The following is a 21,035-nucleotide window of genomic DNA, read 5'->3' on the forward strand; positions in this document are numbered from 1 at the left end:
GGGGACAATATGACCGGACCGAACCAGCCTTACAATCCTCAGCAGCCGCAGCCGCCTTACGGGCAGCCACCGCAACCGCCATACGGGCAGTATCCACGACCGCCCAAGAAGCGGAAGGTGTGGCCGTGGGTGCTGCTCGGTGTCTTCCTGCTGATGTTCGGTGGTTGCGTCGCGATCATCGGCACCGCGGGGCATGAGGCGAGCAAAGCTATCGACGCTGCCGCCTCATCCATTCAGTCGGCCGCTGACACCCCTGGTGCCTCTGCCACATCCATTCCGCCGTTGAGCGCGAAGCCGCCGACCGGCAAGGGCAAGACGGTGGTGTACGAGATCGTCTCCGACTCGGATGGACTCAACAACGTCACCTATTTCGACGACAACTCCGCGATACAGCAGGAGTCAAGTCCGACCGCGCCGTGGTCGAAGACCGTCATCAACAACTCGACGTACGCAGTCATCGGGTTGGGCGCGCAAACGAAGGGGGCCAGTGTGACGTGCCGGATCATCGTGGACGGCAAGGTGAAAGACGAGAAAACCGCTACCGGCAAGTACGCAGTCGTCAACTGCAGCGGCACGATCTAAGCGCGTAACCTCCAGCTGAGAGCCCGATCCGGTCCCCTTCCGGATCGGGCTCTCGCGTGCTCGTCGGGTGGTCACAACTCGTCGAGGGCTTTGATGATCAAGCCTCGCGCGTCGCGCCCGTACACCGCGGCACCTTTGAGCACTTCGAACATCCGCGCATACATGTGGCATTCCGCTGGCTGTGTGACCTGGATGCTTGCTGTCGGGGTTTCCAACGCGACCAGGTCATCATCGAATATCCAGAAACCGGCGGATGCTACGGCTTGACGCTCAACCATGAGCGGGATGATGCCGAGCGAAATATTCGGCAACGCCATCAGTTCCAGCAGACGGCCCAGTTGCCCCGCTTGCGTTTCCGCGGTGCCGAACCAGGTCCTCAGCGCCTGCTCTTCGAGCACGGTCACGAACCGCTTGCCGCCGCGCTGAAGAATTCGCTGCCGCTCCATTCGCACCGCGACCGCGTCATCGACATCGTTCGGCGTGCCAAGGAAATCGATCCAGAACGACAACATGGCAGCCGTGTACTCGGCTGTCTGGAACAAGCCGGGAATCACGTTGTGCTCATAGATCCGGAACACCTGGGTCTGCTCGTACCGCTTCTGAGTATGCGCACCGAGGACTCGTTTCATACCGGCGCGGGACTGGCGTCGGAACTCCAGATACGCCGAGTCGACCGCGCGGAGGCTGGCGATCAGATCGGGGATGTCCTCGACAGCGTTGCAGACGCGGCACCACTCGCGGATGTCGTGATCGGCTGGAGGTTGAACTCCGTTCTCGATCTTCGACACTCGGGTGTAGTGCTGCCCAGTTGCCTCGCCGAGTTGCCGGATGGTCAGCCCCGCGTCCTTACGGAGGTCGCGGAGCCGACCACCCAGCGCGCGCCGCGCTTCCTGGGCCGAGCTAGACGGGCTTGTATTCACGATGCGGTATCGCCACCCGCCACACCGCTTCGAATGCCGTGCGGCACAGCTGGACATCACCGGGGTCGGTCGAGATCACCTTGTCGACCGCGAGCCCGTTGCCCGTGTAGTGGAGGAACACGACGAGGCGGTCATCGAACAGGTAGAAATCGTTCCCCGGAATCGGGATCGACGATATCCGGCGACGAGGCACCCACCGGATGTCTTCGCCAGCATCGACCATCGGGGCAGCGATGCTGAACGACCAACGCTGGTAGTCGCTCAAGGGCTCGGAGACAATCCGAGCCCGACGCACCGAGCGGCCAGCCGCCGCATGGTCGCGCAGCGTCGCGCACCAGCCTTGCAGCCATTCGAGATCATCGGGCTCGCCCGCCGCCCACTTCGCCATATGCGGCAGCTCTACGGCAGTGCCGTACGCATCGCGCGTTTCGAGATGAATCGCCTCATGCTCGAAATCGGTCAGCAGCCGCTCGAACTCGTCATCGTCGATCGAGGTCACTATCTCCCTGCCTGAAGAACGGAACTAGCCTGTCCGGGATCTCGACGCACGATTCGCCTTCCGGGATGTCCATCTGGGCGAGCGTGTCGAGATCGTTGATCAACCATCCTTGCACCACCCACGAGTCCCTGTCGGTGCGATACAAGGTCGGTGAGCCGCTCGGATTCGAGCCCGGGTCCTTGGCGATGAACGTTAGACGCATGCTTGGTTTCCTGCCTATCGTGTTGCGAACAGTTGCGACCTGCAATACCCATGGTGTCCAGCTCGCGCCGCTAGGTCAATGGTTGCGAGCGATCCATCCTGCGCCGCAGTCCAGCATGTTTCGTGTTGCTACCGCAGAACTGCGCTTGTTGCGCAACATTTCGCAACAAGCTTTCGATTGAACTATCCGGCGCTTTACCGTCAAAACCCAGGCACTCGGCGCCGGGGTGATGCCTAAGAGCCCTCGGTGCCGGGCTGCCTGCCAACCCGAACGATCACCGAGGCGGTGCAGCCAATGCCGTTCATGCCTAATTCAAAACCGCCGCAACGCGATCCCCTCGTCGGCCCGCCCCGTCCCTACAGCGGCGCACCCGCCCATGTGGTCGAACTGTTCGCGGACGCAGTACGCCAGTGGGATCCCAGCGCGCAGGCGTCAGGAACCGAAATCCCGCTTCCGCCAACGAGTCACCATCGAGTACCGGTAATGACGGTTGCCTTAGCGCATGCGGTCATGCAAGAGCACATCGAGTGTCTGCTCGTCATCTGTCCAATCAAACGGCAAGCCAAAGGCCGTCTGGTCGAAGCTCGCCGGCTGGTGCCTGCTGACGCGCCGCACGTGGGGAGCTGATTGCGATGGAACAGACCGCACTCGTCTTCGTCAACGGCCGCGCCTACAACGAGGAACAACGCCGAGAACTGGTCAACCGATGTTGCACCTTCGCTAATCGCCAGGGCTACAGGGTCGTAGAGACGATCGTCAACAGCAGGGGAACCGGCGACTGGCTGGAATCCGCACTGGAGTTGGCGGTGCGAAAGGACTGCACGGCGTTCTGCGTGCCGAGCGAGTGGCACATCGACAACGACCCGCGCCGCGTCCTGCTCTCTTGCCAGGTTGTCCTGCTGGCTACCTATGAGCAGGTCATCACGCCCAACAACGTCCACGAGTCGCCACGCGTCATCCACATCGGCGGGAAGGCGTGATCGACTGGAATGATCCCAAGCTCCAAATGGACGTCCTCCCAGGGTGCGAGGACGTCAACCCCGAGAGCTTGACCGTGGAGAAGGCGAACACGCTCCTGGCCGATCACGACAACCACCAGGCCAGCAGGTGCCAGGTCAGGATCCAAATGCGGATGTGGCTGGTTCACGAGCAGATGCGCCGACGTGAGCGGTCCTAGTTGTCACAGAGGCAACGAGGTCAGAGGAGGTGTCAACAAGCAGCTCTGAACAGCAAAAGCGGCCCGACCCTCGTGCGTGAGGGCCGGGCCGTCTTCTTGGAATCCCTGATGGAGGAAACAAATGAAGATCATCAGAGCCGCCTTCGTGGCGTGCGCGATCACCGCATCGATGTTCGGTGTGATCTCCCCGCCAGCCGACGCGGCACCGACACCGGTCAACGGGCCGTGTCTGCTCGGGCACGTCGACCCCAACAACGACAACAGCGCGTGCAAAGGCAGCGACTCCGCGAACTGGCCGGAGTCAGAGGCGAATCCGGATGGGAGCCCGACACTGTCGTGTTCCCGGCTCAACAAGGGAGCTGGCTGATAGCGGTCAGCGCCATGACGGTCCAGAAGTACCACGCGGGCGCCCTTCGGATGGCGATACCGGAGATGTCACAGCTTCTGCGATATTCACATCAGCTGGTCTACGCGGGCGGGAGCGGATTCCGCACAGCTCCGTCAGCTGATCTTCGGGTGCCGCGACGATCGGGCCATAAGAATTCCGGAAATTCATGCGCCGTGGATGTCGAGAACGCTCGGGCGGCTGCGTCCCAGGGGTACGAGCAGCCGAACGGGCCTCGACGACACCGACGAAGGAGCGACCACCATGCAACCGAACGAGATCACCGCGATCCTGAACCTCCCGATCAGCCAGGAGCTGCTGGCTCGCGACCTGCTCCGCATGGCCTACGTCGCCAAGGACGGCACGCCCCGCAACGTCCCGATCGCATTCACCTGGAACGGCTCGGAGATCGTCGTCTGCACCACGAAGAATGCCCCGAAGCTGCCCTCCCTGAGGCGCAACCCCGAGGTCGCGCTGACGATCGATACCGAGGTGCACCCGCCGAAGATCCTGCTCATCCGCGGTCGAGCGGAGCTGGACGTGGTGGACGGGATCCCGGAGGAGTATCTGCAGATGAACGGCAGCTACGAAATGACCTCTGAGCAGCGCGTCGTATGGGAGGCCGAGGTCCGCTCGCTCTACGACGGGATGGTCCGGATAGTCATCACCCCGACGTGGGTCAAACTGATCGACTTCGAAACCACCCTCCCCACCGCGGTCGAGGAACTGGTCCAGCAGCGAGCCGAGCGTCAGCGCGCCTGAACCGATCACCGCGGCCAGAATGAGCCGTAACGAACCGAGGACAGCATCCACCCCAGGGTCTTCTCACGTAGGTGTATGGCGCGGCGGGCGATCAGTCGGTCGATCGCGGTGCGCGCGTGCACCGCGGTATCGAAGTCCGGTGGGGTGGATCGTTCGGCCGACGCGGGTACGGTCGGCGCGTCCCAGCCTTGTTCGTGGCACCGACTCAGACATGGACGGCGGGCGTTCCTGGTGTTGACCGCCGCTGTGCCCCGTTTCCAGCGCAGCGCCGATCTCGGTGTCGGACACCGACGTCAGTGGGCGGCTCGGTGCGAACAGTCCGTCCTCGGCCGTCGACCTGGTCAACGGTCTCGACGACGGCGGTGATGTAGGCGCGGTGGGTGTTCGCCGAGCGGATCGTGTCCACGAACTCCTCGGCCGATGCCCTCGGGGGGTCGGCGGTCCGGATCCGGGGCCTGGGCAGAGCTGCCGAACGTGCGACATCGGCAATAGCAGGTGTGGCCGGGTGCAGGGGAAATCAGCTTGTCAGGCCGAGCGGCGCGAGACGAGCCGCTGCCTGGACCTGCCGCGCGACCGATTTCTGGAGCTTTATCCAGCGCTGAGATCTGCTCATGGACTGCCTCCGCCGAGCGGTCGTGCGCTGAAGGGCGGCGAATGTGCATCATCTGCCGCCGTGCCCCCTCTGTTGCAGCATCGAAGTGTTGACTATAGTTATATATAGTCAGCTAGGACGTGAACGAATAAGAGAGGCAGACATGACAAGAATCGAAGGCGCTATCGCGCTGGTAACCGGCGGGCAGCGGGGCCTCGGCCGCGCGTTCACCGAGGAATTGCTGGCGCGCGGCGCGGCCAAGGTCTACGTCACCGCCCGCAAGCCCGGCGCGGCCGATGACTCCCGCATCGTCCCGCTCGAATTGGAGGTTACCGATCCGGATTCGGTTGCGGCCGTCGCGGATCGGGCCACGGATGTGACCATCGTCATCAACAACGCGGGTGTACTGCGCCCGGCGCCGCTACTGCAGGCCGAAATGGCCGATATCGTCGAAACATTCGAGACCAACGTCTTCGGACCGCTGCGCATCGCCCAGGCTTTCGCTCCCATCCTCGCCGCCAATGGTGGTGGCGCACTGGTGGATATGCACTCTGTGCTGTCCTGGAGTTCCGGGGCCGCGGCCTACGGTGCGTCGAAGGCCGCCCTGTGGTCTCTGACCAACTCCCTGCGCATCGAACTGGCTGCGCAGGGCACCCAGGTCGTCGGTGTCCACCTCGGCTTCGCCGACACCGACATGGTCAAGGCCATCGATACCGTGAAACTCAGCCCCGCCACGGTCGCCGCCGCGCTCGTCGATGGGTTGGAGCAGGGTGCGAACGAAGTCCTCGTCGATGAGTTCACCCGACAGGTGAAGGCCACCCTGTCCGGTCCCGTCGAAAATCTCGTCCTTCCCTTCCGCCGCTGAGACACCGATTCGCCCAAAGGAATCCACCATGCCGCTCTGGCGCATCTACCACCCCGCGAACACCTACACCCCCGAGGACAAGCAGAACTTCGCCCAGGACATCACCGCCTACTACACCCGCGTCGGCCTCCCGGAGTTCTACACCGTAGCCCTGTTCCACGAACTGCCCGCCGACTCCTTCTATGTCGGCGGCAAACCCACCGCCGCCTCGGTGCGCATCATCATCGACCACCTCGCCCGTCAACTCGACGACCCTGAAATGCGAAAGCGCATGACCCGCGGCCTCGACGCCCTCATGGCCCCCTACACACACGACCGGGGCCTGCACCTCGAATTCAATATCAACGAGGTCCCGCGCGACACCTGGATGATCGCCGGGCTCTTCCCGCCACCGATCGGTAGTGATATCGAGCAAGTCTGGGCCAAGGAGAACAAGCCCATCCCGTACTGAATCCGGCTTACGGCGCCTGCCTCCCGCCTGCTCGCAGCCTCGGGCTGATGCACGACAACGAACCGTCGAAGCGGCGTCCTGCTGGTCGCCGTCGGCATAGCGCTCGCCGCACTCAGCTCGGACACACTCGCTGACGCGATCCCTGCTCGCGCCCCTCGCCGGGCTACTGCTCACCACCGCGTGCTCGCCGCCCGATGTTGGTGCGCCCGGCCTGGCGACCTTGTCCGAGATATCGGATTCATCGGGCGCACTGGGCTTTTCCGGCCGCAGCGGTGGCCGACTGTCAGCTCAACAACCCGTGATCGACGAGAACTGGCCCGACGAGCTGATAGTCGAACTCACCGCCGCCGACAACCTGGAACTCGCGACGGCCCTGGCAGACATGCCGCCGGCCTGCTCGTCGGCCAGAAGAATTCCGCCGAACTCAGCATGTGCGCCAGACTTGTCGGCCCCGATCCACCGTCGTTCGCGATCGTCAACTGGTGACGCCAGGTACCGCGGAGTACTTCCACCGCACTTGCTGGACGAGTCGCCCGTTCCTCACCGGTTTACGACGCTCTTCGCGCCCACCATGCGCACCATGCTGAGAATCGGGAGCCCGATCACCAAATGTTCGACAGCGGTGGAGATACCCACCCAGAGGTGGCTGGACAGTGCCAGTGGAATGATCACTGCCGCGGCGGTGAGGATTCCCACGATCCAGCTGAAGAACAATTCCGGTGACGGAGTGCCCAGGCGCAGCAGATACCAGAGCACCCCGGCCAGCAGCGCGCAGATGAAGGCCACGACCGCGAACCAGTACGCGTCCTGGGCCATCGGGTTCCACACCCCGAACTTGCCGCTCTCTGTCACCCGGTTGGCGATGATCTCGATGATCCAGGCGCACAACCAGGCCGCGAGCGCGGTCACCACCGCCGCCGCGAACACACCACCAGCGAACGTTCCGATGTTGACGTCCGGCCCCTGCTGGGGTCGAGACCGCCGGTCCGGATAGTCGGACTGCTGATACGTGCTGTATCCCTGGTCTTGGTGGTATTCCTGGTCTTGACGGTATCCCCGGTCTTGACCGTATCCCTGGTCTTGGCCGTATCGGTGATCCTGGCCGTATCGGTGATCCTGGCTATACGCGGAGTCGCGGTAGTTCCCCGGCTGATAACCGGTTTCGTAACGTGCAGTGTGCTGGTCGCGCGGATCCCTGGGGTTCAACCGCTGATCACCTCCGTCGAGAGCATGCATGTGCGTCGAGTGTAGGGCGACCGCGAACAGGCTGCTGCCCACTTGTCTGTTCCAGCCCTACGTTCACTCGGGGTCGGCACAGCTTGCCATACGTCATCTGCGGTAGGAGTTTCTGTCCTAACACGTCGCGACCAAAACGTATGGCAACGCCGGGTGCATCGTGGATCTGGCACGACTTACCTGATCGCCCCAATCGGAACACAAGCGGGCGCTTGATGATCAAGTCGCAGCATCGCGCGCACAGAAGCCACTTGCGCTTTGTCAGCTCGACGTCGACGCAACCCCGAGGTGGTCATCGCCGACCACGCCTACTCGCGGCGGCGAACCGAACCCTGTTGCGGCGCAAACGTATCCAAGCCGTGATCCCTGAACACCGCGATCAACTCGCCAACCGCAAACGCAAGGGACGAACCGGCGGTTCTCGCCGCTGATCCGCGCGAGCCCTCAGTCGAGAACCATGGTCAAGAAGGCCTGCGAGATCTGCGGCCATTCGTCGCGCCAATTGCCTTGGCGCAGATCATGTTCGAGTCCGCGGAGCAGCGATCGCAGCCACGGGCCTTCGTCGCGCAGTGGCCGGATCAGGATGGTGTCGGCGCAGGTGGCCAGCACTGGCATGAGGGTATCTCGGGCTTGGTCGGTCTGTTCGGCTGCCGCGAGGCAGGACGCGAGCAGGAGTTCGGCGTCGAGAGCGGCGCGCGGTCGGCGGGCGGGGTCGATGGAATCGCGCAGCGCGCGAGCCCGGACGCAGGCGGTGGCGATCAGTGCGGGGTCCCCGGTCCGCAGCAGTGTCCGGATCGCGGAGTTCTCGCCCAGTTCGGCGGTGATGATCGCGATGGCGCTGTCGCTGGTCGGCTGCACCATGGCGGCCGTCGACGCGGTCGTGAGGCCGAGCCGGACCTGTTCATTGGTGATGCGCGCGGCTAGTCGCGGCAGGGACAGGGCCTTGGCGGTCCTCGCGCCGTCCGCCAACCGCTGCGCGGCGCCCTCGAGATCGCCGCGCACCGCCTTGATGCGGGCGCCGGTCGCGTAGCTCGCGACCATGAAGTCCACTGGGCCGCCCCCGATTCCGAGTTCGACGGCCTGATCGAGCAGCTGCTCGGCGGCGTCGAGCTCATCGCGTTCGTAGAGCAGCTCACCGAGCAGCGAACTCGCCAGTCGCGCCGCGTAGGACCGGGTGCCGGAGGCGTCGACGGCAATCTGGAGGGCGGTGCGGAAGCTGTGCTCCGCGGCGGCGATATCGAGTAGTTCGCGCTCGGCGAGACCGATCAGGCAGTGGCTGTAGACCAGGCTGAATGTTCCGCCGGCCTGCTGGTGGTAGGGCGCGGCCCAATGGTGCCACGCTCGCGCTCGGTCGAAATCGAAGCGATCGGTCGCCAGAAACGCCGCGAATGCCGCCGCCGCGGACAGCGCCCACGGTGACAATGTGTCGGTACGCTTCAGACAGTCGGTCACCACGGCATCGATACCCTCGACCTGATCGGCCAGTGCGCGTTCGGAACAGCCGATCAGGGCCGCTTCGGCGGTGAGCGTCGGATCCGGTGCCGCGTCCAGGGCCATCCGGGCCAGGTGCAGCGCGGTATGCAGTTCGGTGGGACGACGAAGTATCGCGAAGGTCCAGGCGAGGGCGACCTGAAGTCGAGCCCGGGTCGAGGTGAGCCGTGGCGGGAGTTTGGCGACCAGTCCATGCAATGTCGCCAGCTGGGCATGTTCGACGAGGTCCACGGCTCTGGCTTCGAGGAGGTCCACAGCGTATTCGTCGTCGCCGCAGGCCAGCGCGTGATCGACCGCCTCACTGAGCATGTTGTGTTCTGCGAACCAGGCGGCAGCGGTGCGGTGCAGGTCGGCTACCCGTTCGGGTCGGTCACGTGCGAGTCGCTGGCGCAGGAATTCGACGAACAATTGGTCGTAGTGGAACCATTCGCCGTCCTCGTCGATACGGTGCAGGAACAGATTTCGCCGTTCGATATTTTCCAGCAGTGCCTGCCCGTGCTGCTGTCCGGTCAGCGCCGCGGCGAGGTCACCGGAGATCCGTTCGGGCAGTGCCGTTTCCAGCAGGGCATCGAACAATTCGGGATCGACCGTGTCGAGTACGTTCTCCGCCAGATATTCGGCGATGGCTTGGTGTCGCCCCGATAGGTGGTCGATGAGCGTGGTCGGATCGTGGTGTTCGCGCAGCGACAGTGATGCGAGTTGCAGTGCCGCGACCCATCCTTCGGTGCCGGTGCGCAGTGCGGCGATCTCGTCGTCGTCCAGGGCGAAGCCGCCGAGCCCGACCAGGAGCGAGCTCACCTCGGACTCATCGAAACGCATTGCGGTGGAATCTATTTCGATGAGTTCATGGCGAACGCGCATGGTGGCGACCGGTATTCCCTCCAATGACCTGCTGGTGACGATGATCTGCAGGTGATGGCAGCCGTTCTCCAGAAGGAAGCGCAGGGCCGCCACGGCCTCGGGATCGGTGACCCGATCCCAGTCGTCGATCACCACGGCCACTCGTTGGCGCTGTTCGTGGATGTCGTTGATCAGTGTGGTGAGCACATAGCGGATGGACGGCTCGCCCTCTTCCTCGAGTATTCGGCCCAGTGTGGGTGCCAGTTCCGGCCGCACCCGGTGGATCGCCTCGATCAGGTGGGCGAGGAACCACACGACATTGTTGTCGTCGTCGGCGGCGTTCAACCAGGCGACCGCCACCTGCTGTTCCTCACGGAGGTATTTGGCCCATTGCGCGGCCAGGGTGCTCTTGCCGAATCCCGCGGGCGCGTGGATGACGATCAAACGCCGCCGATGGTCGGCTCGCATCGCGTCGATCAGCCTGTCTCGCTGGACCGTTCGGCGCCCGGACATGGTCGGGCGGAATTTGGTTTCCGGCGTGGCCGGTGTCAGCCGCGAGGACGATGTCCGGTCGGGCGCGATCGACGCCGCGGCGGTGGCATCCGACGGGATGCCGGTGGCCACGGTGGCGACGGGACTGATACTCGGCAGCGTCATGTCCTGAACGGGCACCCCGTTGGCGCGCTGGATCGCGCGCAGTGACTCACCGAATTCCGCGGCCGACTGCGGGCGGTCCGCCGGATTGTGCGACATGCTGGCCTCGATGGCGGTGCATACGTCCTCGGGGATGCCCTCCGGGCGCAGATTCGGCAGCGGTTCGGCGGCGATGCGCAGGAATTGCGCGACCACCTGTTCGCCCGTGCGTCGTTCGTAGGCGGCGTGGCCGGTGATCATGCAGAACAGGGTCGCGCCGAGTCCGTAGACGTCAGAAGCCACCGACGAGTCGCCCGATTGCAGGACCTCCGGCGCGGTGAATGCGGGGGAGCCGGTGACCACGCCGGTGGTGGTTTCGAAGCCGCCCGTGACGCGGGCGATGCCGAAATCGGTGAGCTGGGGCTCGTCGTAGTCGGTCAGCAGGACATTGCCCGGCTTGATATCGCGGTGCAGGATCCCGGCCCGATGTGCCGTCTCGAGGGCGCCCGCCAGTTTGATCGCGATTCGCAATGCCTCCGCCAGCGGCAGGTGCCCCGTGGTCCGGATGCGGGCCTCCAGCGAACCACGGGCGTGGTACGGCATCACCAGGTAGGGACGTCCGCTGCGGGTGGTGCCGACCTCGAGAATGTGGACGATATTGGGATGCCCGGACAGCGCGCCCATCGCCTGCTGCTCACGCACGAATCGCTCGGAACTCTCCGTCTCGAACTCGCCGGAGGTGAGGATTTTGACCGCGACATCGCGGTGTAATGCCTGTTGCCGACAGCGATAGACCACACCGAATCCGCCACGGCCGACCAGTTGCGGATCGTCGAGACCCGTGCCGGCCAGTTCCCTGTCGATATCCGGCGGCCGGTTGGTCTGTGTTGCCATGGGATCGCCCTCGGCCATGTGCTGCTCGGTGTCGTTGGTCCGCGGTGCTACCGCGCTGGCTTCTCAGTTTATGCCTGGCGAACTCCGGAATCGGGATATCGACCGCCCAGTGGGCGGGTCGCTTGTGGTGGGTGCGCGATCATGGTCGGCTCATCACAGCGACGATGTCGAAAAGGAGCCGCCCCCATGCCTATTCAGCGACTGAACCATGCCGTCCTGTACGTCTCCGATGTGGAGCGCTCGGCCGCCTTCTACGGTGAGGTCCTCGGGTTCCGGCGGATCGGCGGGTTCCCCGGCGGTGTGTTCCTGCAGGCGGCGGGCTCGGCCAATGACCATGACCTGGGGCTGTTTCAGGCCTCGGATCCGGTCGTCGCGCACCGCACCGGCCGAGTCGGGCTCTATCACCTGGCCTGGGAGGTGGATACGCTGCGCGAACTGGGGCGAGTCAGGGATGTGCTGCGCGACGTCGCGGCGCTGACCGGAGCCTCCGATCACGGGTGCACGAAGGCTGTGTACGGGTCGGATCCCGACGGCATCGAATTCGAGGTGTGCTGGCTGGTGCCGGATGCGGCGGTCGGGCAGGCGCTGGAGGAGATGACGGCACCGACGCGGCCACTCGACCTGCCGGCCGAAATCGCCCGGTACGGGGCGGACACAGCCGGCGGGCCCCGGACAGATCATGCGATCTGGCAGCGCTTCCTCGCCGGAAATGCGGATTAGCCCAAAATCGTGGATCAGTTCTGTGCGTGGACCAGTATGTCGTCGAATCTTATTCTGCGTGCGTAAATCCGCTGGCGAGGCCGCGCAATGCGCGATCGAGGGTGGCGGAGAGATCGGTGTCGGGGATGGCCAGCCATGTGTCGTAGGCGGCGATGGCGACGCCGAGCGCCGAATAGCCGAGGGCCTGCGGCATGAGGTCCTGTGGCGATACCCCGAGCCGGGTGGCGGCGAATTCGGCGACGACGTCGCGCCATTCGCGGTACCGCAGTGTGGAATGTGCCTGCAGGGCCGGGACCGTGAGGATCAGGCGCATGCGCTGTCGGTGCCGGGGCAGTTCCGCGGCGTCGAAGCGGTTGAAATCCACCACCACGGTGCGGACCGCGTCCATGATCGGCTGGTCGGCGGGACAGCGGGCGAACCGCTCGCGCATCACCCGCAACTGTTCGCTGAAGTCACCCCAGACGACATCGTTCTTGGATTCGAAGTAGCGGAAGAACGTGCGCTTGGTAATGCCGACCGCGGCGGCGATGTCCTCGACCGTGGTCGCCTCGAATCCATTGCGCTCGAAGAGTTCGAAAGCGGCATGCTCCAACTCGATCGCGCTGGTGGAGGGGCGTCTTCCGCGCCGGTTGTGCTGCTCGGCCGCCCGCTGAGCGATCATTGCCCTTCCATTTCGACACTCGGTGACATTATGCTCCTGGTCACAGATCCGCCTTTCGATATCGAGGAGCATGTCATGGGCCGAGTGGAAACCGAGCCGACCGCTACCCGCACCGACGACGACACCGCCGTCGAAACGGACCTCCTGGTGGAGGATGTCTCGATCGACGGCATGTGCGGTGTCTACTGAGACCACGCCCTTCGACCCGGCCCGCCCGTATGCGCTGGCGGCATCGGTGTCGTTGCGGCCCGAACGGTTCGGTGCCCTGCTGTACGACTTCGGGACGCGCCGACTCTCCTTCCTCAAGTCCCCCTTGCTGGTATCGGTCGTGCGGGAGCTGGCGCATCAGCCCGACGTGACCGCCGCGCTCACCACGGCCGGGGTCCCGGCCGCCGAACACGACCGCTATCTGCGTGCGCTTGCCGGATTGTCCGAGGCGGGCACCATCCGGCCCCGTGCGGTCGACTGCGGACAGGAACGATCATGAAACTGGTAGAGCACTTCGAACACGGCCTGGACGCGCCGATCTGTCTGACCTGGGAGCTGACCTACGCCTGCAATCTGGCATGTGAGCACTGTCTGTCCTCGTCGGGGCGGCGTGATCCACGCGAGCTCAGCACCGCCGAATGCCGGGCGGTCATCGATGAGCTGCAGCGTATGCAGGTGTTCTACGTCAATATCGGTGGCGGTGAGCCGACCATCCGGCCGGACTTCTGGGAACTGCTCGACTACGCGATCGACCATCAGGTCGGAGTCAAGTTCTCCACCAATGGGGTTCGGATCACTCCCGAGCGCGCGCGACGGCTCGCGGCCACCGATTACGTGGATGTACAGATCTCCATCGACGGCGCGACGGCCGAGGTCAATGACGCGGTCCGGGGTCCTGGCTCGTTCGCGATGGCCCACCGGGCCATGCGAAACCTCGCCGACGCGGGCTTCGAGAACTTCAAGATCTCGGTGGTCATGACCCGCCACAATGTGGCCCAGCTCGACGAATTCAAGGCCATCGCAGATGAATTCGGCGCTCAGCTGCGCATTACCCGGCTGCGGCCGTCCGGCCGGGGCGCCGATGTCTGGAACGACCTGCACCCCACCACGGACCAGCAACTGCGGATCTACGACTGGCTCGTCGCCAATGGTGAAAAGGTGCTGACCGGCGACTCCTTCTTCCATCTCAACGCCCTCGGCTCGACACCGCTGCCCGGGTTGAATCTGTGCGGCGCGGGCCGGGTGGTCTGCCTGATCGACCCCGTCGGTGATGTCTACGCCTGCCCGTTCGCCATCCACGACGAATTCCTCGCGGGCAATGTCCGCGATCCGGGTGGTTTCGAAACCGTGTGGCGCACTTCGGAATTGTTCACCGAGCTGCGCAAGCCGCAGACCGGCGGCGCGTGCGTATCGTGCGCTGCGTACGACGCGTGCAAGGGCGGTTGCATGGCCGCGAAGTTCTTCACCGGACTGCCGCTGGACGGCCCGGACCCCGAATGTGTGCGCGGCAATGCGGAATTGGCGCTCGCCGCGGCGGGCGCGCCGCCGCAGCCGGACAAGGATCATTCCCGCACCGGCAGGCGAGCGGTGACGCTCGGGTTGCCGTCCGTCGGCCGCATCCCGGACCGGGCCTGCGATACCAGTCCCGTGGCGGGCCTGCACTGATCGAGTTCGATGTCATGACGGTCCGGCTGCGCTTGGATACGCGGGTGCGTCGGTTTCAGGGCGGGCGGATCCTCTTGGGCGGTGCACCGCTGCGGCTGCTTCGCCTCGGTCCGGCAGGGGTCGAATGTGTCGATGCGTGGTCGGCGGGGGAGTCGGTCGGTGCGCGACCGCACGAGCAGGCGCTGGCCCGCCGGTTGCTGGACGCCGGGATCATGCACCCCGTACCGGACGGGAGAGCTCTTACCCGCGATGATGTGACCGTGGTCGTGCCGGTGAAGAACAATGCGGTCGGCCTCGAGCGGTTGTTCGCCGCGACTGCGGATCTGGCGCATCGCGTCGTCGTCGATGACGGATCGTCGGTACCGCTGCCGGAGGCGACTGTCCGCCATCGTGACTCGCGTGGACCGGCGGCAGCGCGGAATGCCGGTTGGCGGCTTGCCGGTACCGCATTGATCGCCTTTCTCGACTCGGACACCATCCCCGATCGAGGCTGGTTGGACAATGTGCTCCCGCTGTTCGACGACCCGTCGGTGGCCGCCGTCGCGCCCCGGATCCGGTCACTGCCCGATGGGCCGCTCGGGCGATACGAGATGGACCGTTCGAGCCTGGATATGGGACCGGATCCGGCCACCGTGCGCCACCACGGCCGGGTCCGCTACGTCCCCACCGCCGCGCTGGTGGTCCGCCGCTCGGACCTGGAGGCCATCGGCGGATTCGACGAAGACTTGCGCTTCGGCGAGGATGTCGATCTGGTGTGGCGACTGCTTGCCACCGAAAAAACCGTGCGCTATCAGCCCTTTTCGATTGTCCGCCACGCGCCGCGCGCCACCGTGCGCGCATGGCTGCGCCAGCAATACGACTATGGCACCTCGGCGGCGCCGCTCGCGGCCCGGCATCCGGGGCGGCTCGGTTGCGCCCATCTGCCGAAAGTATCTGCCGCACAATGCGCGCTGGTGCTCACCGGACACCCCGCGGTGGCCGCGGCGTCGGGAATCCTGGAGGCCGGACGGTCGGCGCAGCGCCTGCACGGGCACGGCATACCGGTGCGGGCGGCATTCACCGTCGCGGCTGCCGGACAATTCGCGCTCATTCGTCAGGTCGCCGATGCGTTGCGCCGGGTGTGGTGGCCATTGGCATTGCTGAGCCGTCGTGGCCGCTCGGTGCTGGCGGCCGCCGTGCTCTCGACGGCGGCCGCTGACCTCGCGCGCGGTCGGAACCCGTGTCCGCGCATCGCCGCGGATCTCGCCTACGGCCTCGGCGTATGGGTGGGCTGCTTCCGGCATCGCAGGGCTGAACCGCTACTGCCGCAACGCAATCGATCCCGGGACGTGCCGGACTGAGACGTCGGCCGATGCCGACCACGCGACCCCGTAGGCCGATGTCGCTGTCCGGGTTTCGCTGACAGTCGCTCGGTCAGGGCCGCCCCGTCGTCGCCATAACCGGATCCGCGACCGAGTTCTAATCGACGAACCACGCACGCTACCGGTCATCAGAGCGATACAACGTCCGTGGATCGCAACGCAACCGACATACCGGCTGGAAGCATGGTTGCGGGAGAGGCGTTTTCGCTCCGCCCGAAGCGGTGTCAACGCTGCGGTACCCGGTGCGCTCGGCGGCGGACTTGCCTGCACGAGACGAAAGGTGCTCGGGGAGAGTGGGTTCGGGCAGGGGCGCTGCGGGATTGCTGATGTGTGCCGTGCGACACTCGTGACGATGCTCACTTACTTTCAAGCGACGGTCATCGGTGCGGTGCAGGGGATCACCGAACTGTTTCCCATCTCGAGCCTCGGGCACACGGTGCTCCTTGTCGCGTGGCTCGGCGGTGATTGGATGAAATTGGCCAGCCAGGGCGGCGAGTCCGCAACGCACACACCGTATCTGGCATTCGTCGTCGCATTGCATGTGGCGACGGCGCTTGCGCTGCTCGGCTATTACTGGCGCGATTGGTGTGCCATTGTCGCCGGCTTCATCACGACCTTGCGGACCAGGCGGCTCGACACCATTCCGCAGCGACTGGCGTGGCTGATCGTGATCGCCACCGTCCCGGTCGGTGTTCTCGGACCGTTGCTGGACCATCCGCTGCACGCGTTGTTCGCGGCGCCGATCTACGCCAGCATCTTTCTGACGCTGAACGGCGTCGTGCTGTTCGTCGGTGAGGGATTGCGCCGCCGCAATGAACCGACACTGGCCGAATACGGGCGTCGGTTCGCGCTACGGAGCCAGCACGGCGGCGTGCTGACCGCCGAAGCGGAAACGCGCCGCCAATCCGATCGACCACTGGCCGCACTCAGCTACGGTGATGCCGTTGGCATCGGCTTCGCCCAGGTCGGAGCGCTGCTGACCGGATTCAGTCGAGCGGGTCTGACGATGGTCGGCGGTTTGTGGCGTGGTCTCGAACATGAGCATGCGGCGAAATTCGCCTTCTTGCTGGCCACTCCGGCGATCCTGGGTGCGGGGTTGCTGGAAATACCGGAACTGTTCGGGCCGCAGACCATCGGTATCCGGGGACCGGTGCTCGTCGGCGCCATTGCGTCCGGAGTGTCGTCGTGGCTGGCGGTGCGGTTCCTGGAACGGTACTTCCGAACGCACAAACTGCTGCCGTTCGCGTTGTACTGCGTTGTCGTCGGGACACTTTCGATCATCCGATTCAGCTGAATCTCTGCTGGTGCGACCCTGCCATGACGGCACAGGCGGTTACGGTTCGTCGGTGTCGGGCGCCAGCGCCAGTTGAGATCCGGGGCCGGCGACCGTCGCGGTGGCGGCCAGCGGCAGGCCGGACCGTCAGATGAGCGTGCCGATATCCTGCGTGACGATCTTGTCGAGGGCGCGTTCGGCGACCGCGGCGATGGTCATCGACGGGTTGCAGGCCGCGGTATTGCCGGGCATCAACGCGCCGTCGAGCACGTACAGTCCGCGCTGGCCGTGCACCCGGCCCTCGAGATCGCAGACGGCGCCCATGCTCGCACCGCCCAGCGGATGCCAGGTGGACGGGAACAGCGCGTTGGTATCGATGAGAGTGCAGGCGGGTCCGGCGATCTGGTGCGCGGCGGGACCGATGTGGTTGTCCTGGATATAGGAGTCACCGTCGGACGGCCAGTGCAGGATCGCATCGTCGTTGGTCGAGTCGTAGATGAACCCGCCGCGTCCCTCGCTCACCCCGTACCCGACCATCATGGTGCTCGCGGCATCCATCGCCAGCGGCGGCATGGCCGCCTGGATCACCGTGAACGCGGCCCGCGGATCGTCCCAGTTCTTACTGCCATAGACCACGGGACCGCCCTGTTCCTCGCCGAAATGCTCGGTCGGATTCATCCACACGTAGATCCGGTCGGCGTTGGTGCCCCAGCCCTGGCCGAGGCCATCGGGCATATCCGGGATCTGCCCCTTGGCCGCGGCGCGCATCAGCAGCCGGGTGGTGTTGAGGCTGCCCGCCGCCATTACCAGGGCATTGGTGGTGATGATCTTGTTCTCCAGTACGGCTCCGGTCGTATCGAGGCGCTCGACGTGTACGACCCAGCGTCCGTCGGGGGCGCGTTCGACATCGGTGACCTGGTGCAGCGTCTGGACCGTGACCAGACCGGTCGCTTCCGCCGCGGCGATATAGGTGACGTCGACCGAATGCTTGCCGCCGTTGTTCACGCCCATGGCCCCGTCACCATTGGTGTACGACGGCTTCATCTCACCGCGCAGTTCGGCCAGCGCGTAGTTCCAGTCGATCGGCATCGGGATCTTCGACAGCGGGAGCCCGGCCTTGCGCACATGTTCGGCGAAAATCCGCGAGGCCGTGTAGTTCGAACTGGAGACCAACTCGTCGGGCGCGACCGCAAGGCCGAGCATGCCCGCGACGCGCGGGTAGTGCACGCGATCCATGGTTGCCCAGTCGAGTTCCTGCGGAAGATTCGCGTTGAATACCGCTTCGGTGGGCTGCAGCGACATGCCCTGGTAGATCAGGGATCCGCCACCCAGGCCCGCGGCGCACAGCGCGGTCATATTCTCCCCGGGAACCGCCTCGACCAATCCGGTATACGGCTCGAAAACCAGTGGCCGACCGAACAACTGGGGACTCGACCGATACCAGAGCACGCGCTTGTCCAGCGCCGATGCCCGCGGAAAGGTTTCCGAGTTCGGACCCGTCGGCCAGCGCATACCGCGTTCGAGCAGCACAACCGGAACTCCGGCCTTGGCCAAGCGCAGGGCGGTCACACCGCCGCCGAATCCAGATCCGATGACGACTACCCGGTGTTCCTCACGGGTGAGCGGGACGCTGTTGACCCGTGCCGCGATTCCGGTTGTGGGAGCGGTGGTTCGCGAGCACGCCAGCAGCACTCCGGCCGCGGCAGCCCCGGTCAACACTGATCGGCGCGTGATTGATGCCATTCCAAACCTTCGTGGGTAGTCGTTACCCGCGGGAATTGCGGGTGGCCGCGGACGTCGGATGTCCCGGCAGCGGATGCGGATTCGTCTACCGGACAGTAATGTCCGGTAGGGTTCGTAGTCTGCGGTAAACCGCGGTGGGCGTCAAGAGGGGCAGTCGCCGCTGTGCTATATCTGCACCACGGGTCCGGTCGCGGGCTGCTGCGCGTCGGCGGGAAGGGTTGGGATGGATAAGCCAATCGATGAAATCGAGCTGGAGACCATGTTGCTCGGACGGCGGATGAACCCGGGCACCTCCCGCAGGCGTGAGGGCGCCCATATCGACCGCTACAGCTCCTATGTGCTGCTGAGCCGTATCGCGGTCGAGGGCCCGATGTCGGTCGGTCAACTCAGCGACGCCTTCGGCCTCGACTCGTCCACCGTGCACCGCCAGACGAACGCCATGCTCAGCGACGGACTCGTCGAACGTATCCCCGACCCCGAGGGTGGCATGGCCCGAAAGTTCCGCATTACCGACGGGGGCCAGCACCGACTCGAACTGGAACGCACCGCCAATATCGAAGGCCTCGGTGTGGTGCTCGCCGACTGGACGCCCGAGGAAGTCGCCGGATTCGCGGCCTACCTCCGCCGCTTCAACGCCGATATCGAGCGACTGGAGGGTCGCGCATGGCCCCGATCCGCACCCTCCGAGCGTTGATCGACGGGAGGCTCGCCCTACCCGGCCATAGCTACGTGCATCGGTGCTCGTTCTTCCGCCAGACCTGAAGTCCACCTTCGTGGCGTTCCCTCGCTGGCACCAATGGTCATGTCCAGCAATGACTTTCGCTCAGTCGGAAAAGATCCGGGGTGGTATGGTTGCCATCGCCGTAGTGGGACAGGTCCTCGATCCCGAGTAGTTGGTCAGCATGTTCGCGTCGATCGAACAGTTGCCGGGGAGCGATCTGCGGTGCGGGAAACGATTTCGACGGCGGCGTCGGCCGTGACCTCCGGCCGCGCGCTCGCCGACGCCGAGGTATTGGTCGATGGGACTGCGGCGTTCTGTGCGGCTGCGGCCGAGAAGAAGGGCGTACCGCGCGAAAAGCTCACCGGCACAATCCAGAACGACATCCTCGAGGAGTATGTCGAGCGGCACCCGGATCGGTTTATGCGAGTTCCGGGGCAATCGTGATCACGGCGGCGGCTCGGTCGAGTGCTGCGGGGATGGTTCCGCCGAGGTGGGTGACATCGGGTGTGATGACCGCATCGGCGGCCGTTGTGCGGATCGTTTTGATGAGCCGGGCTATCGGGTCGTCCATTCTGCCGTTGCAGGTCACGGTCTTGGCGAGGGAGTAACCGAGGCGTCGCGCCAGGCTGCGGATGTAGGGTCGGCCCTGGGCGCGGTGCCCGGGTTGCCTCGGGTCCGTTTCCCAGGACCGCCCTCCGAACCGGACGTGCGAGTTTCCCCGCATCCGGCTCTCCATGGACATCATGCTGGTGTGGCTGCTTGTTCGAGTTGCTCGGCGCGGGCACTCCACGGTGTCGGAATCGTGTTGCCCCGGTATCGGTATCGCTCGATGGCGATATCGCTGGGGTTATAGAGCACGGTCCCATTCTCTTCTGGGCGTTGATCCGGTTTCTCGGTGAGGAACCGGCGTTTGATCTTTCGCCAACCCAGGCGCGGGTGTCGTTTCTTGAGCCATCGGGCCACGGCCCACCACGTGTAGTAGGCCAGGTAGCTGAAGGTGGCTTTGGAGACCCCGTGTCGGAAATAGAGACACCAGCCCCGAACGACAGTGTTCAGGTGTTGGAGGAGCGCCTCGAGCGTCTTGTAGGGTGACCCTTGCCTGCGGGTGATGAATCTGACCTTCCCGACGATCGAGTGCAGCGACTTCTTCGAGGGGTATGTGTAGATCATCGTGCGGTTCGTGCCCGCCTTCTTCCGGCGCTGGATGCGCCAGCCAAGGAAGTCGAACCCCGAATCCATGTGCACGACACGGGTTTTCTCCGGTGACAGCGATAATCCCATCGGCCGTAGTAGCTCGGCGACCTCGGTCCTGATCTCGTGGGCGTGGTGCTCTGTCCCGTTTATCAGGACCACGAAGTCGTCGGCTTATGGGGA

22 protein-coding genes and 1 pseudogene are annotated in these 21,035 nt (G+C 65.0%); 15 read left to right on the forward strand and 8 right to left on the reverse strand.

Annotated elements, in window-relative coordinates; translation table 11 throughout:
- Positions 1–9 precede the first annotated feature (9 nt).
- On the forward strand, positions 10–582 hold the full coding sequence (locus ACQP0C_RS15080; RefSeq protein WP_433733525.1) for an MmpS family transport accessory protein: 573 nt from the start codon (positions 10–12) through the stop codon (positions 580–582).
- 71 nt (positions 583–653) lie between these two features.
- Here the strand turns inward: ACQP0C_RS15080 and ACQP0C_RS15085 are convergent, their stop codons facing one another.
- Positions 654–1,559 (reverse strand): helix-turn-helix domain-containing protein, encoded by a 906-nt coding sequence (locus ACQP0C_RS15085; RefSeq protein WP_433733526.1) that lies wholly within the window; start codon positions 1,557–1,559, stop codon positions 654–656.
- Positions 1,483–2,001, reverse strand: a complete 519-nt coding sequence (locus ACQP0C_RS15090) for a DUF6879 family protein (protein ID WP_433733527.1) — start codon at positions 1,999–2,001, stop codon at positions 1,483–1,485. The genes ACQP0C_RS15085 and ACQP0C_RS15090 overlap by 77 nt, the downstream gene beginning before the upstream one ends.
- Before the next feature lie 65 nt (positions 2,002–2,066).
- Here ACQP0C_RS15090 and ACQP0C_RS15095 point away from each other — a divergent pair, with 65 nt between their 5' ends.
- The 6 genes from ACQP0C_RS15095 (at position 2,067) to ACQP0C_RS15120 (ending at position 6,435) form a co-directional block, all read left to right on the forward strand.
- Entirely contained in the window at positions 2,067–2,384 is a 318-nt protein-coding gene (locus tag ACQP0C_RS15095) for a hypothetical protein (RefSeq protein WP_433733528.1), read from the forward strand.
- A gap of 451 nt (positions 2,385–2,835) precedes the next feature.
- Positions 2,836–3,183 carry a hypothetical protein gene (locus ACQP0C_RS15100; protein WP_433733529.1) on the forward strand — a complete coding sequence of 116 codons (348 nt, stop codon included), beginning with the start codon at positions 2,836–2,838 and terminating at the stop codon, positions 3,181–3,183.
- A gap of 318 nt (positions 3,184–3,501) precedes the next feature.
- Positions 3,502–3,747, forward strand: coding sequence for a hypothetical protein (locus tag ACQP0C_RS15105; RefSeq protein ID WP_433733530.1), 246 nt, complete (start codon positions 3,502–3,504; stop codon positions 3,745–3,747).
- Positions 3,748–4,029: 282 nt separating this feature from the next.
- Positions 4,030–4,527 carry a pyridoxamine 5'-phosphate oxidase family protein gene (locus ACQP0C_RS15110; protein WP_433733531.1) on the forward strand — a complete coding sequence of 166 codons (498 nt, stop codon included), beginning with the start codon at positions 4,030–4,032 and terminating at the stop codon, positions 4,525–4,527.
- Positions 4,528–5,282: 755 nt separating this feature from the next.
- Positions 5,283–5,984: an SDR family oxidoreductase gene (locus tag ACQP0C_RS15115; protein ID WP_433733532.1), complete on the forward strand. Its 702-nt coding sequence runs from the start codon at positions 5,283–5,285 to the stop codon at positions 5,982–5,984.
- A 28-nt stretch (positions 5,985–6,012) separates the two neighbouring features.
- On the forward strand, positions 6,013–6,435 hold the full coding sequence (locus ACQP0C_RS15120) for a tautomerase family protein (protein ID WP_433733533.1): 423 nt from the start codon (positions 6,013–6,015) through the stop codon (positions 6,433–6,435).
- A 540-nt stretch (positions 6,436–6,975) separates the two neighbouring features.
- Here the strand turns inward: ACQP0C_RS15120 and ACQP0C_RS15125 are convergent.
- The gene (locus ACQP0C_RS15125) at positions 6,976–7,671 is read right to left on the reverse strand and encodes a hypothetical protein (protein ID WP_433733534.1); all 696 of its coding nucleotides are present in this window, start codon (positions 7,669–7,671) and stop codon (positions 6,976–6,978) included.
- Positions 7,672–8,115: 444 nt separating this feature from the next.
- Entirely contained in the window at positions 8,116–11,529 is a 3,414-nt protein-coding gene (locus ACQP0C_RS15130; protein WP_433733535.1) for a protein kinase domain-containing protein, read from the reverse strand.
- A gap of 186 nt (positions 11,530–11,715) precedes the next feature.
- Here ACQP0C_RS15130 and ACQP0C_RS15135 point away from each other — a divergent pair, with 186 nt between their 5' ends.
- Complete coding sequence (locus ACQP0C_RS15135; RefSeq protein WP_433733536.1) at positions 11,716–12,249, forward strand: VOC family protein; 534 nt, start codon at positions 11,716–11,718, stop codon at positions 12,247–12,249.
- A 49-nt stretch (positions 12,250–12,298) separates the two neighbouring features.
- On the opposite strand, the gene mftR is transcribed toward ACQP0C_RS15135, so the two are convergent.
- Complete coding sequence (mftR, locus tag ACQP0C_RS15140) at positions 12,299–12,910, reverse strand: mycofactocin system transcriptional regulator (protein WP_433733537.1); 612 nt, start codon at positions 12,908–12,910, stop codon at positions 12,299–12,301.
- A 30-nt stretch (positions 12,911–12,940) separates the two neighbouring features.
- Between mftR and mftA the strand changes: the two genes are divergently transcribed.
- From mftA to ACQP0C_RS15165, 5 genes are all read left to right on the forward strand, one after another.
- The gene (gene mftA / locus ACQP0C_RS15145; protein ID WP_433733538.1) at positions 12,941–13,099 is read left to right on the forward strand and encodes a mycofactocin precursor MftA; all 159 of its coding nucleotides are present in this window, start codon (positions 12,941–12,943) and stop codon (positions 13,097–13,099) included.
- Entirely contained in the window at positions 13,089–13,397 is a 309-nt protein-coding gene (mftB, locus tag ACQP0C_RS15150; protein ID WP_433733539.1) for a mycofactocin biosynthesis chaperone MftB, read from the forward strand. The genes mftA and mftB overlap by 11 nt, the downstream gene beginning before the upstream one ends.
- Entirely contained in the window at positions 13,394–14,563 is a 1,170-nt protein-coding gene (gene mftC, locus ACQP0C_RS15155) for a mycofactocin radical SAM maturase (protein WP_433733540.1), read from the forward strand. Before mftB ends, mftC begins: the two co-directional genes overlap by 4 nt.
- Positions 14,564–14,577: 14 nt before the next feature.
- Positions 14,578–15,903, forward strand: a complete 1,326-nt coding sequence (mftF, locus tag ACQP0C_RS15160; RefSeq protein WP_433733541.1) for a mycofactocin biosynthesis glycosyltransferase MftF — start codon at positions 14,578–14,580, stop codon at positions 15,901–15,903.
- Between the two features lie 367 nt (positions 15,904–16,270).
- The gene (locus ACQP0C_RS15165; protein ID WP_433684227.1) at positions 16,271–17,218 is read left to right on the forward strand and encodes an undecaprenyl-diphosphate phosphatase; all 948 of its coding nucleotides are present in this window, start codon (positions 16,271–16,273) and stop codon (positions 17,216–17,218) included.
- A gap of 126 nt (positions 17,219–17,344) precedes the next feature.
- Here ACQP0C_RS15165 and ACQP0C_RS15170 read toward each other — a convergent pair whose 3' ends face one another.
- Positions 17,345–18,940 (reverse strand): GMC oxidoreductase, encoded by a 1,596-nt coding sequence (locus ACQP0C_RS15170; RefSeq protein WP_433733542.1) that lies wholly within the window; start codon positions 18,938–18,940, stop codon positions 17,345–17,347.
- A 223-nt stretch (positions 18,941–19,163) separates the two neighbouring features.
- On the opposite strand from ACQP0C_RS15170, the gene ACQP0C_RS15175 reads away from it, so the two are divergent.
- On the forward strand, positions 19,164–19,634 hold the full coding sequence (locus ACQP0C_RS15175) for a MarR family transcriptional regulator (protein WP_433733543.1): 471 nt from the start codon (positions 19,164–19,166) through the stop codon (positions 19,632–19,634).
- A 300-nt stretch (positions 19,635–19,934) separates the two neighbouring features.
- Positions 19,935–20,066, forward strand: a pseudogene (locus tag ACQP0C_RS15180) (methylmalonyl-CoA mutase family protein); the annotation flags it as partial.
- A gap of 13 nt (positions 20,067–20,079) precedes the next feature.
- Here the strand turns inward: ACQP0C_RS15180 and ACQP0C_RS15185 are convergent.
- Together ACQP0C_RS15185 and ACQP0C_RS15190 are read right to left on the reverse strand one after the other, a co-directional pair.
- A complete protein-coding gene (locus ACQP0C_RS15185; RefSeq protein ID WP_433733544.1) occupies positions 20,080–20,385 on the reverse strand; it encodes a hypothetical protein in 306 nt (101 codons plus the stop codon).
- 17 nt (positions 20,386–20,402) lie between these two features.
- Positions 20,403–21,014 carry a group II intron maturase-specific domain-containing protein gene (locus ACQP0C_RS15190; protein ID WP_433725845.1) on the reverse strand — a complete coding sequence of 204 codons (612 nt, stop codon included), beginning with the start codon at positions 21,012–21,014 and terminating at the stop codon, positions 20,403–20,405.
- Between the last annotated feature and the right edge of the window lie 21 nt (positions 21,015–21,035).

Source organism: Nocardia sp. CA-129566, assembly GCF_050956075.1.
GTDB lineage: Bacteria > Actinomycetota > Actinomycetes > Mycobacteriales > Mycobacteriaceae > Nocardia.

Bases quoted from the DNA above. Each gene is read 5' to 3' on its own strand.
- ACQP0C_RS15080 (WP_433733525.1), top strand. From the start codon at position 10: ATGACCGGACCGAACCAGCCTTACAATCCTCAGCAGCCGCAGCCGCCT.
- ACQP0C_RS15085 (WP_433733526.1), bottom strand. From the start codon at position 1,559: ATGTCCAGCTGTGCCGCACGGCATTCGAAGCGGTGTGGCGGGTGGCGA.
- ACQP0C_RS15095 (WP_433733528.1), top strand. From the start codon at position 2,067: ATGTCCATCTGGGCGAGCGTGTCGAGATCGTTGATCAACCATCCTTGC.
- ACQP0C_RS15100 (WP_433733529.1), top strand. From the start codon at position 2,836: ATGGAACAGACCGCACTCGTCTTCGTCAACGGCCGCGCCTACAACGAG.
- ACQP0C_RS15105 (WP_433733530.1), top strand. From the start codon at position 3,502: ATGAAGATCATCAGAGCCGCCTTCGTGGCGTGCGCGATCACCGCATCG.
- ACQP0C_RS15110 (WP_433733531.1), top strand. From the start codon at position 4,030: ATGCAACCGAACGAGATCACCGCGATCCTGAACCTCCCGATCAGCCAG.
- ACQP0C_RS15115 (WP_433733532.1), top strand. From the start codon at position 5,283: ATGACAAGAATCGAAGGCGCTATCGCGCTGGTAACCGGCGGGCAGCGG.
- ACQP0C_RS15120 (WP_433733533.1), top strand. From the start codon at position 6,013: ATGCCGCTCTGGCGCATCTACCACCCCGCGAACACCTACACCCCCGAG.
- ACQP0C_RS15125 (WP_433733534.1), bottom strand. From the start codon at position 7,671: ATGCATGCTCTCGACGGAGGTGATCAGCGGTTGAACCCCAGGGATCCG.
- ACQP0C_RS15130 (WP_433733535.1), bottom strand. From the start codon at position 11,529: ATGGCAACACAGACCAACCGGCCGCCGGATATCGACAGGGAACTGGCC.
- ACQP0C_RS15135 (WP_433733536.1), top strand. From the start codon at position 11,716: ATGCCTATTCAGCGACTGAACCATGCCGTCCTGTACGTCTCCGATGTG.
- mftR (WP_433733537.1), bottom strand. From the start codon at position 12,910: ATGATCGCTCAGCGGGCGGCCGAGCAGCACAACCGGCGCGGAAGACGC.
- mftA (WP_433733538.1), top strand. From the start codon at position 12,941: ATGCTCCTGGTCACAGATCCGCCTTTCGATATCGAGGAGCATGTCATG.
- mftC (WP_433733540.1), top strand. From the start codon at position 13,394: ATGAAACTGGTAGAGCACTTCGAACACGGCCTGGACGCGCCGATCTGT.
- mftF (WP_433733541.1), top strand. From the start codon at position 14,578: ATGACGGTCCGGCTGCGCTTGGATACGCGGGTGCGTCGGTTTCAGGGC.
- ACQP0C_RS15170 (WP_433733542.1), bottom strand. From the start codon at position 18,940: ATGGCATCAATCACGCGCCGATCAGTGTTGACCGGGGCTGCCGCGGCC.
- ACQP0C_RS15175 (WP_433733543.1), top strand. From the start codon at position 19,164: ATGGATAAGCCAATCGATGAAATCGAGCTGGAGACCATGTTGCTCGGA.
- ACQP0C_RS15185 (WP_433733544.1), bottom strand. From the start codon at position 20,385: ATGCGGGGAAACTCGCACGTCCGGTTCGGAGGGCGGTCCTGGGAAACG.